Source organism: Micromonospora chaiyaphumensis, from assembly GCF_900091435.1.
GTDB classification, from domain to species: domain Bacteria; phylum Actinomycetota; class Actinomycetes; order Mycobacteriales; family Micromonosporaceae; genus Micromonospora; species Micromonospora chaiyaphumensis.
Window position 1 is genome coordinate 654,263 of the sequence record NZ_FMCS01000001.1, and the last position, 11,723, is coordinate 665,985.

Annotated in this window: 10 protein-coding genes and 1 riboswitch; of the genes, 2 read left to right on the forward strand and 8 right to left on the reverse strand. The window is 74.1% G+C overall.

Annotated elements, in window-relative coordinates; genetic code table 11:
- Positions 1-60: 60 nt before the first annotated feature.
- Positions 61-561 carry a hemerythrin domain-containing protein gene (locus GA0070214_RS03135; protein ID WP_091258756.1) on the forward strand — a complete coding sequence of 167 codons (501 nt, stop codon included), beginning with the start codon at positions 61-63 and terminating at the stop codon, positions 559-561.
- Between the two features lie 61 nt (positions 562-622).
- Here the strand turns inward: GA0070214_RS03135 and GA0070214_RS03140 are convergent, their stop codons facing one another.
- The gene (locus GA0070214_RS03140) at positions 623-1,429 is read right to left on the reverse strand and encodes an SDR family NAD(P)-dependent oxidoreductase (RefSeq protein WP_091258758.1); all 807 of its coding nucleotides are present in this window, start codon (positions 1,427-1,429) and stop codon (positions 623-625) included.
- 126 nt (positions 1,430-1,555) lie between these two features.
- Positions 1,556-1,645: riboswitch (ZMP/ZTP riboswitch) on the forward strand.
- Positions 1,646-1,663: 18 nt separating this feature from the next.
- On the opposite strand from GA0070214_RS03140, the gene GA0070214_RS03145 reads away from it, so the two are divergent.
- Positions 1,664-3,100, forward strand: a complete 1,437-nt coding sequence (locus GA0070214_RS03145) for a glycine hydroxymethyltransferase (RefSeq protein ID WP_091258760.1) — start codon at positions 1,664-1,666, stop codon at positions 3,098-3,100.
- 383 nt (positions 3,101-3,483) lie between these two features.
- Here GA0070214_RS03145 and GA0070214_RS03150 read toward each other — a convergent pair whose 3' ends face one another.
- From GA0070214_RS03150 to GA0070214_RS03180, 7 genes are all read right to left on the reverse strand, one after another.
- Entirely contained in the window at positions 3,484-5,136 is a 1,653-nt protein-coding gene (locus GA0070214_RS03150) for a ribulokinase (RefSeq protein ID WP_091258762.1), read from the reverse strand.
- Between the two features lie 42 nt (positions 5,137-5,178).
- Positions 5,179-5,430 carry a hypothetical protein gene (locus GA0070214_RS03155; protein ID WP_091258764.1) on the reverse strand — a complete coding sequence of 84 codons (252 nt, stop codon included), beginning with the start codon at positions 5,428-5,430 and terminating at the stop codon, positions 5,179-5,181.
- A gap of 69 nt (positions 5,431-5,499) precedes the next feature.
- Complete coding sequence (locus GA0070214_RS03160; RefSeq protein ID WP_091258766.1) at positions 5,500-6,813, reverse strand: aminotransferase-like domain-containing protein; 1,314 nt, start codon at positions 6,811-6,813, stop codon at positions 5,500-5,502.
- Position 6,814: 1 nt separating this feature from the next.
- The gene (locus GA0070214_RS03165) at positions 6,815-8,038 is read right to left on the reverse strand and encodes an alpha-hydroxy acid oxidase (protein ID WP_091258768.1); all 1,224 of its coding nucleotides are present in this window, start codon (positions 8,036-8,038) and stop codon (positions 6,815-6,817) included.
- Entirely contained in the window at positions 8,031-9,014 is a 984-nt protein-coding gene (locus GA0070214_RS03170; RefSeq protein ID WP_091258770.1) for an alpha/beta hydrolase, read from the reverse strand. Before GA0070214_RS03170 ends, GA0070214_RS03165 begins: the two co-directional genes overlap by 8 nt.
- Positions 9,011-10,234, reverse strand: coding sequence for a cytochrome P450 (locus GA0070214_RS03175; protein WP_091258772.1), 1,224 nt, complete (start codon positions 10,232-10,234; stop codon positions 9,011-9,013). Before GA0070214_RS03175 ends, GA0070214_RS03170 begins: the two co-directional genes overlap by 4 nt.
- A 61-nt stretch (positions 10,235-10,295) precedes the next feature.
- Complete coding sequence (locus tag GA0070214_RS03180) at positions 10,296-11,579, reverse strand: SGNH/GDSL hydrolase family protein (protein WP_208602654.1); 1,284 nt, start codon at positions 11,577-11,579, stop codon at positions 10,296-10,298.
- Between the last annotated feature and the right edge of the window lie 144 nt (positions 11,580-11,723).

Below are 11,723 nucleotides of genomic sequence, written 5' to 3' on the forward strand. Positions count from 1 at the left end.
TTTGTGCTGGTCGGGAGCCGGGTAGGGGGTCCGCCATCAGCCGACCCTAGGAGGTAACCGGTGTCCACCGACGCGATCGTCCTGCTCAAGGAGGACCACAAGGAGATGCGCCGCCTGTTCAAGGCCTTCCAGGACGCCGAGGAGGGCCCGGCGAGCGAGCGGCGGAAGCTCGTGACGCAGATCCTCGAGGCGCTCACGGTGCACACCTACCTCGAGAACGAGGTGATGTACCCCGAGGTCCGCAAGCTCGTGCCGGACGTCGAGGACGACATCCTGGAGTCGTACGAGGAGCACCACGTCGCCGACGTGCTCTGCTTCGAGCTGTTCACCATGGACGCCGACGACGAGCGCTACAACGCCAAGACGACGGTGCTGATCGAGAACGTGCTGCACCACGTCGAGGAGGAGGAGCAGGAGTGGTTCCCCAAGGTCCGCGAGGCCCTCGGCCGTAACCAGCTCCAGGAGATCGGCCAGCGGATGATCGACCTGCGCCCGAAGGCGCCGAAGACCCCGACCGCACCGAAGGCGCTGAAGAAGTCGCTGGACGCCGTCGTCGCCTGACCCGGCACCACGTGGCGGCGGGACCCGGCCGGGGCCGGGTCCCGCCGCCGTTCCCGCCCGCTCAGCTGCCCGAGCCGGGCTCGGCCATCTTCCGGTGCTGCTCCGCCTTGAGCCGGTCCGGGACGATCTTGCCGGCCGTGGTCTGGAGCTTGTTCACGAACGAGCCGGCCGACACCTTGTGCTCCCCGTTCATGAGGGCCTCGAAGGCGTCCTCGGCCACCGCGCGCGGATCGTCCTTCTTCCCCTGGCCCACCCGGGTGTCCTCCATGTGGGCCCGCTCGAAGAACTCGGTGTCGGTCGGTCCGGGCATCAGCGAGGTGACCGTGACCCCGCTGTCCTTCAGCTCGTTGCGCAGCCCCTCGGCGAACGACTGCACGAACGACTTCGAGGCGTTGTAGACCGCCTGGAACGGCCCCGGCATGGTCGCGGCGATCGACGAGGTGAGCAGCACCCGCCCCCGGCCCCGCTCGACCATGCCCGGCAGCAGCCGCTTGGCCAGGTGCACCGTCGAGCGCACGTTCAGGTCGACGATGTTCAGCTCGTCGTCCAGGTCGGTCCCGCCCACGAAGTCCCCACCCGCGCCCCGCCCGGCGTTCAGCGCCAGGGCCTCGACCGGGCGGCCCAGCTCCGTCACGGCCCGCGCCAGCTGCTCCACCCCGTCGGGCGTGGCCAGGTCCACCCGCACGGGGTACGCCTCCGGGCCGCTGTCGCGCCGCAGGTTCCGCGCCGCCGTCGCGATTTCCGGATCCTCGGCGGCCACCACCACGTCGTACCCGTGCTCGGTGAACTGCGCGGCCAACTCGTACCCGATGCCGCTGGACGCGCCGGTCACCACGGCGAGCGGACGGTCGGTGGTCGGTGTGCTCATCCTCGTGTCTCCTCTCCCGGACGCGGACCGCGCGGCCCGGCCCCTCCCCCAGGGTTTGCCCAGCCCCGGGCCGCCCAACCGCGCCGGAGGTGCACCCGCCCCGCCCCGGGGCCACCCGGTAGGATCGGCGCGGGCCGTGACTGGCGCGTGGGGATGGAGAACCATCGGGAAGCGGTCCCGTCATGAGGACGCACGCCGAGCGCCTGGGCCTTCCGCACGTCACCAGGAGGTCGCATGTCGCTGAACGCCGAATCCACCGCCTTCCGCAGCGCGCTGGAGGTGATCCGCGCCGTCGAGCCGCGGGTGGCGGACGCCATCGGCGCCGAACTCGCCGACCAGCGCGAGTCGCTCAAGCTCATCGCCAGCGAGAACTACGCCTCCCCGGCCACCCTGCTGGCCATGGGCAACTGGTTCAGCGACAAGTACGCGGAAGGCACCATCGGCCGCCGCTTCTACGCCGGCTGCCAGAACGTCGACACCGTCGAGGCGCTCGCCGCCGAGCACGCCAAGGAGCTGTTCGGCGCCGCACACGCCTACGTGCAGCCGCACTCCGGCATCGACGCCAACCTGGTCGCCTTCTGGGCGATCCTGGCCGACCGGGTCGAGTCCCCGGCGCTCAAGAAGGCCCAGGTGCGCCAGGTCAACGAACTCACCGAGGCGGACTGGTTCGCGCTGCGCCGCGAGCTGGGCAACCAGCGGATGCTCGGCATGTCGCTGGACGCCGGCGGCCACCTCACGCACGGCTTCCGGCCGAACATCTCCGGCAAGATGTTCGACCAGCGCAGCTACGGCACCGACCCGGCCACCGGCCTGATCGACTACGACAAGGTCGCCGAGGCGGCCCGCGAGTTCAAGCCGCTGATCCTGGTCGCCGGCTACTCGGCGTACCCCCGGAAGGTCAACTTCCGGATCATGCGGGAGATCGCCGACTCCGTCGGCGCGACCTTCATGGTCGACATGGCGCACTTCGCGGGCCTCGTCGCCGGCAAGGTCTTCACCGGCGACTTCGACCCGGTGCCGCACGCGCACATCGTCACCACCACCACCCACAAGTCGCTGCGCGGGCCGCGCGGCGGCATGGTGCTCTGCGGTCCGGAGCTGGCCGACCAGGTCGACCGGGGCTGCCCCATGGTGCTCGGCGGCCCGCTGCCGCACGTGATGGCCGCCAAGGCCGTCGCCCTCGCCGAGGCCCGCCGCCCCGACTTCGCCGACTACGCCCAGCGCATCGTCGACAACGCCCAGGCGCTCGCCGAGGGGCTGCTGCGCCGGGGCGCGAAGCTGGTCACCGGCGGCACCGACAACCACCTGGTGCTCATCGACGTCTCGGGCTACGGCCTCACCGGCCGGCAGGCCGAGCAGGCGCTGCTCGACTCCGGCATCGTGACCAACCGCAACGCCGTCCCGCAGGACCCGAACGGCGCCTGGTACACCTCCGGCATCCGGATCGGCACCCCGGCGCTGACCACCCGCGGCCTCCGCGGCACCGAGATGGACACCACGGCCGAGCTGATCCACACCGTGCTCAGCCAGACCACCCCGGGCGCGAACGCGGACGGCACCCCGTCCAAGGCCAAGTACGTGCTCGACCCGGCCCTGGCCGAAACGATCAGCAAGCAGGCCAGCGACCTGCTGACCGGCTTCCCGCTCTACCCGGCGGTGGACCTGGGCTGACGGCCCGCCCGCTCGCCCCGACGCCCCGCCCGGCCGAGCCGAGCGGGGCGTCCCCGTCCCCACCCTGCCCCGCCCCACCCTGCCCCGCCTCCCCTCGCCCCGCCCCGCCCCGCCCCGCCCCGCCCCGCCCCGGTGATCATGAAGTTAGCGCCTTGGAACGCGCTTTCCACTGCCGCTAACCTCATGATCAACCCGCCAATGGGCCCACGTAGCCGCCACCTCGCCGAGCTGGGGTGAATCAACCTGCCCGACAGCCGGCAGCGCCCCTCCCCCGGGTTGATCAAGAAGTTTGCGTCTGGGGCAAGCGCGTTCCCTGACGCAAAGCTCTTGATCAACGCCGCGGGGGCGGGCGACGCGGGGCGGGCGCGGCCGGCGGCGCCGGGTCAGGGGGTCGGACGGGTGCGGTGGCGGAGGGCGTTCAGGCGGTGGAGGACGTCGGTGCCGCCGCGGCCGAAGTGGTCGTGCAGGGCGCGGTATTCGGCGTACAGCTCGTCGTAGGCGTCGGCGCGGGCCGGGTCCGGGTGCCAGGTCTCGCGGCGCGCCGCGCCCATCGCCGCCGAGGCGCTCTCCACGTCCGGGTACGCCCCGGCGGCCACCGCCGCGTGGATCGCCGCGCCCAGCGCCGCCGGGTGCGCGGCGTCCACCACGTGCAGCGGGCGGCGCAGCACGTCGGCGTAGATGCGCAGCAGCAGCCGGTTGGCGGTGAGCCCGCCGGCGGCGGTGAGCTCGTCGACGGGTACGCCGGCGGCCTCGAACGCCTCGACCACGGTCCGGGCGCCGAACGCGGTCGCCTCCAGCAGGGCCCGCCAGATCTCCTCGGGCCGGGTGGCCAGGGTGAGACCGACGAGCACGCCGCTCAGCTCGTGGTCCATGAGCACCGACCGGTTGCCGCTGTGCCAGTCGAGCGCGAGCAGCCCGTGGCCGCCGACGGGCTGGTCGGCGGCGAGCGAGTCCAGCAGCTCGTGCACGGACATCCCGCGCCGGGCGGCCTTCTCGGTGTACGAGGCGGGCAGGGCGCGGTCGACGTACCAGGCGAAGATGTCACCGACCCCGCTCTGGCCGGCCTCGTAGCCCCACCGGCCGGCGGTGACGCCGCCCTCGACGACGCCGCAGACGCCCGGCACCTCGTGGCAGGTGTCCGCGTTCATGATCAGGCAGGTGGAGGTGCCGAGGACGGCGAGCATCCGACCGGGCGTGACCGAGCGGGCCGCTGCCGCGGTGACGTGGGCGTCGATCGCCCCGGCGGCCACCGCGATGCCGGCGGGCAGGCCCGTCCAGCCGGCCGCCTCGGCGTTCAGCGCGCCGGCCCGGGCCGCCGGGGGCAGCAGCGGGCCGTCCACCTTGGGCAGCAGGTCGGGCAGTTCGGGGTGCAGCGCGGCGAGGAAGCCGGGCGCCGGTGAGCGCCCGTCCTGGCGCAGCCCCTTGAAGCCGGCGGCCGAGGCGTTGCGTGTCTCCCGCCCGCAGAGCCGCCGGACCAGCCAGTCGGCGGTCTCGACCCAGCGCTCGGCGTGGCGGAAGACCTCCGGGTCCTCCTCCAGCACCTCCAGGGCCTTGGCGAGCTGCCACTCGGCCGAGACCCGGCCGCCGTAGCGGGCCAGCCAGGGCTCGCCGCGGGCGGCGGCGAGGCTGTTGATCCGCTCGGCCTGCCGCTGCGCCGAGTGGTGCTTCCAGAGCTTCGGCCAGGCGTGCGGCCGGGCCCGGAACTCCGGCAGCTCGGCGAGCGGGGTGCCGTCGGCGCGGGTGGGCAGCACCGTGCAGGAGGTGGCGTCGAGCCCGATGCCGACCACCCGGGCCGGGTCGATCCCGGCGGCGCGGACGGCGGCGGGCACGGCGGAGCGCAGCACCTCGACGTGGTCGGCCGGGTCCTGGAGCGCCCAGCCGGGCGGCAGCGCCGGCCCGCCGGGCAACCGCTCGGTGATCACGCCGTGCCGGTACGCGTGCACGGCGCTGCCCCGCTCGGCGCCGTCGGCCACGTCGACCACCACGGCGCGGCCGGAGAGCGTGCCGAAGTCCACCCCGACGACGTACCGGCCCACCCGCTGCTCCTCCCCCTGAACTGGGAGGATCACGCTAACCGGTCAGCGCAGCGGGCGCTTGAGGTGGTAGCGGTGCACCTCGGTGCTGCCCTGCACGTTGTTGACGTCCTCGGCGGCGGAGACCAGCTCCCAGCCCTCCCGGCCGACGCGGTTGAGGTGCGCGATCGCGGTGTCGCCGTAGGCGGTCACGTCGTTGCGGGACCCGTCCGGGCCGTACCAGACGAACGTGACGTGGAAATTGCGGCCCTGCCCCTGATAGCGGCGGACCAGCAACGCGTATTCCCAGGCAACCATCCGTCCATTATCAACGGTGGCCGTTCCGCACGGGAACACGGGTGGTGGCGGAACGACGACAGTGCGGTGTCAGGCCGGGGCGCCCACCGCGGCGAGTTCGTCGGTGATCAGGGCGGCGAGCCGGTCCAGGCCCAGGTCGATCTGCTCCGGGGTGACCGCGCTCACCGACAGCCGCAGCGCGTTGACCGGGGTGCCGGCGTCGTAGAAGTGCGCCATCGGGGTCCAGAGCACCCCGTACTCCCGGGCGGAGCGGTGCAGCAGCGCGTCGTCCACGCCGAACGGCACGGTGACCACCACGAAGAAGCCGCCGGCCGGGACGTTCCAGCGCACCGGCCCGCCGGCCGGGAACCGCCGGGCCAGCCCGTCGGCCAGGTGCCGCTGGTTGCGGGCGTACGCGGCCCGCTCCCGGGCGTTGGCCGCCACCAGCGAGCAGTCGTGGGCCAGCAGCGCGCCGCCGATCACCGCCTGGCTGATGGGCGAGGTGTTCACGGTGACCATGCTCTTGATCTTGGCGAGCTGGTCGGCGAGCGGGCCGACCGTGCCGTCGGAGCCGGCCACCCGCTGGTCGGCGACCACGTAGCCGACCCGGGCGCCGGGCAGCACGGTCTTGGCGAACGAGCCCAGGTAGACCACCCGGCGGCGGGTGTCCAGCGCCTTGAGGGTGGGCAGCCGCTCGACACCGGCGGCCGGGAAGAGCCCGTACGGGTTGTCCTCGACGAGCAGCAGGTCCTCCTCGGCGGCCAGGTCGAGCAGCCGCCGCCGCTGCGCCAGGTCCATGCTGACGCCGGACGGGTTGGCGAAGTCGGGCATCACGTAGCAGGCGCGCGGGCGCAGCCCCTCGGCCCGGGCGCGCCGCACCTGGGCGCGCAGGTCGGCCAGGTCGACGCCCTCCGGGCCGCCGGTGACCGGGCGCACCGGCAGGTCCACGAGGCGGGCCGCGCCGGTCAGCCCCACGTACGTGGGCGCGACCGCGAGCAGCACGTCGTGCGGCCCGGCCCGCAGCGCCCGCAGCACCAGGAACATGGCCTCCTGGCAGCCGACGGTCACCACGATCGCCTCCTGGTCGACGGTGAGCCGCTCGTCGGCGGCGAGGTGACGCGCGATCAGGTGGTGCACGATGCCCTTGGTCCGGCCGTACTGCAGCAGCGTCCGGTCGACCTGCTCGCGGCTCAGGCCCAGATCCTCGGCGAGGTGCCGGCGGAAGGTGTCCAGGTGCCGGTGCAGCACGGCCGAGTCGAAGAACTCCTCGTACGGCCGGCCGGCGGCCAGCGACACCGCGTCCGGGTAGTGCTGCGCCACCTCGTTGAGGAAGTTCATCGAGTTCAACGCGGGGTCGTCCACGCTCGGGTGCAGGGCCGCGACGGCCAGGTCCACCGGCTCCACGTCAGCCTCCGATCAGGGTGCGCAGCTCGCGGGCGGCGGCCGGGTCGGCGCAGCCGCTGAGGATCAACGCGTCGCGCAGCTCGGCGGCGAGCAGCGCCAGGGCCGCTTCCGCGCCGGCCCGCCCGCCGGCCGCCAGGGCCCAGAGCAGCGGCCGGCCGACCAGCACGCCGGCCGCGCCGAGGGCGAGGGCACGCAGCACGTCCGTGCCGCCACGCACGCCGCTGTCCAGCAGCACCGCGCAGCGCTCCCCCACCGCGGCGACCACCTCGGGCAGCACGGCGGCGCTGCCCGGCGCGCCGTCGAGCTGCCGGCCGCCGTGGTTGGAGACCACCACGGCGTCCACGCCGAGCTCCGCCGCGCGGACTGCGTCGCGCGGGTCCAGGATGCCCTTCACGAGCAGCGGCACCGGGGTACGCTCCCGCAGCCAGGCGAGGTCGGCCCAGCTCAGCGCCGGGGCGAAGACCGCGCCGGTGTGCACGGCCACCGCCGACACCCCGGGGGTGCCCTGGTGGGCCAGGTCGTCCCGGCCGCCGGGCAGGTTCGCGGCGGCGACGTGCGGCGGCAGCGCGAAGCCGTTGCGCACGTCGCGCAGCCGCCGGCCGAGCACGGGCACGTCGACGGTCACCATGAGCCCGGCGCAGCCGGCCGCCAGGGCCCGGCCCACCAGGTCGGCCACCATGCCGCGGTCGCGCAGCCAGTAGAGCTGGAACCAGACCGTGCCACCGACCGCGGCGATGTCCTCGACGGGCGTGCTGGCCAGGGTGCTGGCGACGTAGGGCACGCCGGCCGCGCGGGCCGCCGCCGCGAGCCCCACCTCGCCGTCGGGGTGCAGCAGTTTCTGGTACGCCATGGGCGCGACCGCCACCGGCAGGGCGAACCGGCCGCCGGGCAGGGCCGCCTCGGTGGACGGGGTGTCCACCCCGGCCAGCATCCGGGGCAGCACCGCCACCCGGTCCAGGGCCGCCCGGTTCGCGGCGAGGGTGGTCTCGGTGCCGCTGCCGCCCGCGACGAAGTCCCACACCTCGGCGGGGAGCGCGGCCCGCGCCAGCCCGGCGAAGTCGGCCAGGCTGGCCGGCGGCACGAACCCGCGCTCGCCGGTTGCCCGCCCCGGCACCGCCAGCCCCACCCCGGCCCCGGCCCGTGGAGGGCCGGCCGGCGTGACATCCGCCGGGTCCAGCGGGTAAGGGCTCGCCGGATCCGGGTTGGTCGTCCTGAGGTCAGCCATGGTCCGGTCCGACCGCCGCCGTGCCGGTGCTCGCGCCGGCCGGGGTAAGGCCGAACCGGGCCCGCAGGAAGGCGGCCACCTGCTCCTGCGCGCGCCGGCCGGCGTCGAACACGCCGGGCATGGCGAAGAAGCCGTGGACCATGCCGTCGTACCGGGTCGCCTCGGTGGGCACGCCGGCCTCGGCCAGCCGCTCGGCGTACCGCTCGCCCTCGTCGCGCAGCGGGTCGTGCTCGGCCGTGATGACCAGCGCCGGGGGCAGGCCCGCGAGGTCCTCGGCGAGCAGCGGCGAGGCGAGCGGGTGGGCCGCGTCGCCGGGGTCGGCCAGGTAGTGCCGCCGGTACCACTCGACCGAGTGCCGGTTGAACAGCAGCGGGTCCTCCTCGCCGGCCGGCACGCGACGGGGCCGCTGGTCGGTGTTCGGGTAGACCAGCACCTGGGCGGCGAGCCGGGGGCCGCCGTCGGCGCGGGCCAGCAGGGTGACCGCGGCCGTCAGGTTGCCGCCCGCGCTGTCCCCGCCCACCGCCAGCCGGTCGGGGTCGACGCGGAACTCCCCGGCGTGCCCGGCCAGCCGGCGCACCGCCGCGTAGCAGTCGTCCACGGCGGCCGGGAAGCGGTGCTCGGGGGCCAGCCGGTAGCCGACCGTGATCGTCTGGCAGCCGGCGAGGTTGACCAGCCGGCGGCAGATGCCGTCGGCCGTGTCCACGCTGCCCAGCGTCCAGCCTCCGCCGAAGAAGTAGACGAGCGTGGGCAGCGGGCCGTCGCCGGCCGGCCGGTGGATCCGCACCGGCAGCGGCCCGCCCGGGCCGGGCAGCTGCGTGTCGCGTACCTCGTGCACGGGCTCGACCGCGCCGGCGCCGGCGCGGATCGCGGCGAGGTCGGCGGCGCGGGCCTGCGCCAGGGTCTGCGTGTAGAGGGGCGTGGTGCCGGCGGCCGCCCGCGCGGCCCGCCACGCGACCACCTGCGGGTCGAGCGTCATCGGGCCTCCCCCGTCGTGACGAAGAGCTTGTCGATGCCGCGCAGGAAGAGGCTGCCGCTGTAGGAGTACGGCTGCGTGACGCTCAGCTCGGGGAAGCGGGCGAAGAGCCGGGGCAGGGCGAGCCGGCCCTCCAGCCTGGACACGGCCGAGCCGAGGCAGAAGTGCAGCCCGACCCCGAAGGCGAGCGACGGCGGGCCCGCGCGGTGCGGGTCGAAGCGGTCCGGGTCGGGGAAGCGGGCCGGGTCGCGGTTGGCCGCGGCGATCAGCAGCAGCACGTTCTCGTCCCGCGCGACCGGCACGCCACCCACCTCGGCGTCGTGCGGCGCGGCGCGGGCCAGGAAGTGCACGGGGCTCTCCATCCGCAGGACCTCGTCCACGCAGCCGTGGGCCAGCGCATCGTCGCCGGGCAACGCGGCCACCACGTCGGGGTGGGCCAGCAGCAGCGGCAGGCCGTTGCTGAACATGTAGACGGTCGTGACGAAGCTGGCGTTGAACAGCACGATGAGGTTGCTGATCAACTCCTCCTCGGTGAGGTCGACGCCGCCCGCGTCCAGCACCTCGACCAGCCCGCTGATCAAGTCCGCACCCGGCTGCTTCCGCCGGTGGGCCAGCAGCTCGCGGTAGTAACCGCGCAGCTCGTCGGCGGCCTGGTTGGCCCGGGCCAGCCGCTCCGGCGTCTTACCGGCCACGTCCATGTACTCGTCGATCCAGTCGACCCGCTGCCGGTACCAGGCCAGGTCCGCCTCGGGCAGGCCGATGAACTCGGCCATCACCAGCGCCGGGACCGGGTACGCGAAGTCGGCCACGAAGTCCACCTCGGCGCCGTCCGCGCCGGCCTCGGCCATCCGGTCCAGGCGCTCCTCGACGATCCGCACGATCACCGGTTCCAGCGCGCCCAGCCGGCGCGGGGTGAACGTCTTGGCGAAGACCGCGCGCATCCGGGTGTGGTCCGGCGGGTTGATGAACATCATCGAGGTGAGGAAGGTACGGAGGATCTCCTGGTCCTGCCAGCCGGGCGGGGCGCCCTTGTACCAGCCCGGGTCCCGCAGCACCTGGTCGACCAGGTCGTAGCCGCCGGCCACGGCGGTGATGGTGCTGTGCTCGGCCCGCTTCGGGACCGCGTTGACCGGCCCGTGCTCGTGCAGGGCCGCGTACCACGGGTACGGGTCCTGCCGCCCCTGCTCGCTGTACAGGCCGGTCAGGATCTCGTCGACGTCCACAGTTCCTCCCCAGGAAAAGACGGCGGGGGCGGCGTCGTGCCGACGCCACCCCCGACCGGTGTCACAGACCGAGCAGTCGCAAGGGCACGGCGTCGGCCATCGCCTGCGCGCCGGCGTCGTTCGGGTGGATGTGGTCCCCGGCGTCGTACGCCGGCAGCAGCCGGCTCGGGTGCGCCGGGTCGCGCAGCACGGCGTCGAAGTCGATCACCCCGTCGAACTCCGCCTGGCCGGGGCCGCGCAGCCAGGTGTTGACCGCCTGCCGGGTGGCGTCCTTCTCCTCGGTCCACACGCCCGGCCCGCCGTTGCCCTCGTAGGGGGTGATGGTGCCGACCAGGCTGGTCAGGCCGCGTTCCTGGACCTGCCGGTTGAGCTGGCGCAGCGACGCGATGACGGCCTCCGCGCTGTCGCCGTTCATCCAGATGTCGTTGATGCCCAGGTGCGTGACGACGGTCCGCACCCCGGTCTGCGGGAAGACGTCCTCGTTGAGCCGGGCCAGCGCGTTCGGGCCCAGCTCGTAGTAGCCGGGGAAGCCGCCCGCGCCGGGCTCGGTGCCCTCGTGGTTGAGCCGGTTGCCGGACAGGCTCAGGTTGAGCACGCCCGGGGTGCGCACCTCGGGGCGGGCGTCGATGAGCCGCTCGGCCAGCAGGTCCGGCCAGCGCCGGTCGGCGTTGACCGTACTGCCGTTGCCGTCGCCGATGGAGTCGCCGAGCACCACCACCGACCCGGGGCTGAGCCGGCGCTCCACGTCGATGCCGGAGAGGAACATCCAGCAGCAGTTCGGCCGGGTGGTGAAGCCGGCACCGCCGGCCGCCGTGGTGAGGTCGGTGGCGCCGATGAAGTTGGTGACCCGGGACTGCCCGTGGAAGGTGACCGGGCCGGTGAGCACCGGGAAGTACAGGGTGACGACCAGGTCCTCCTGCTCGGCCACCCGGTAGGGCAACGGGTCGCTGAGCAGTTCGGCGCCCTTGTTGATGGTGGCCGAGGAGGCGCCCTGGAAGGTCAGCTCGCGGACGCTGGCCGGGTCGATGTCGGACAGGTCGTCGGGGGTGGCGGTGTTGGGCCGGGCGACGGTGGCGTGGCCGACCTTGACGGCCTGCTCGCCGTAGAGGTTGGTGAGCCGGACCCGGAGCCGGTCGCCGCCGACCGTGGTCTGCACCGGCATCCGGATGCTCTGGTTGTTCAGGCCGGTGTTGGTCAGGCCGACGGTGTTCCCTCGGGTCACCGCGGCGGCCCAGGTCCCGGCCCACTCGGCGCGCCCGTGCGAGGCGCTGTCGGTGTCCGCAGGGCCGGCGCTCGCGGTGACCGCGGGGGTGCCGGCGATCAGCAGCGTTGCGGCGGAAGCTATGACGTGCCATCTCTTCGGGGTCGGCATTGATCCTCCATCGTTGGCAGCCCCGGGGCGCGGCGCGATCGGCGCCGCCGCCGGGCGATGGACCGGAAACTAACCGTCGACGGTGACGAGCGTCAATCAACCTGATCGACATGATCG

Coding starts and splice junctions, on each gene's coding strand:
- GA0070214_RS03140 (WP_091258758.1), bottom strand. CDS start 1,429: ATGAGCACACCGACCACCGACCGTCCGCTCGCCGTGGTGACCGGCGCG.
- GA0070214_RS03145 (WP_091258760.1), top strand. CDS start 1,664: ATGTCGCTGAACGCCGAATCCACCGCCTTCCGCAGCGCGCTGGAGGTG.
- GA0070214_RS03155 (WP_091258764.1), bottom strand. CDS start 5,430: ATGGTTGCCTGGGAATACGCGTTGCTGGTCCGCCGCTATCAGGGGCAG.
- GA0070214_RS03165 (WP_091258768.1), bottom strand. CDS start 8,038: ATGGCTGACCTCAGGACGACCAACCCGGATCCGGCGAGCCCTTACCCG.
- GA0070214_RS03170 (WP_091258770.1), bottom strand. CDS start 9,014: ATGACGCTCGACCCGCAGGTGGTCGCGTGGCGGGCCGCGCGGGCGGCC.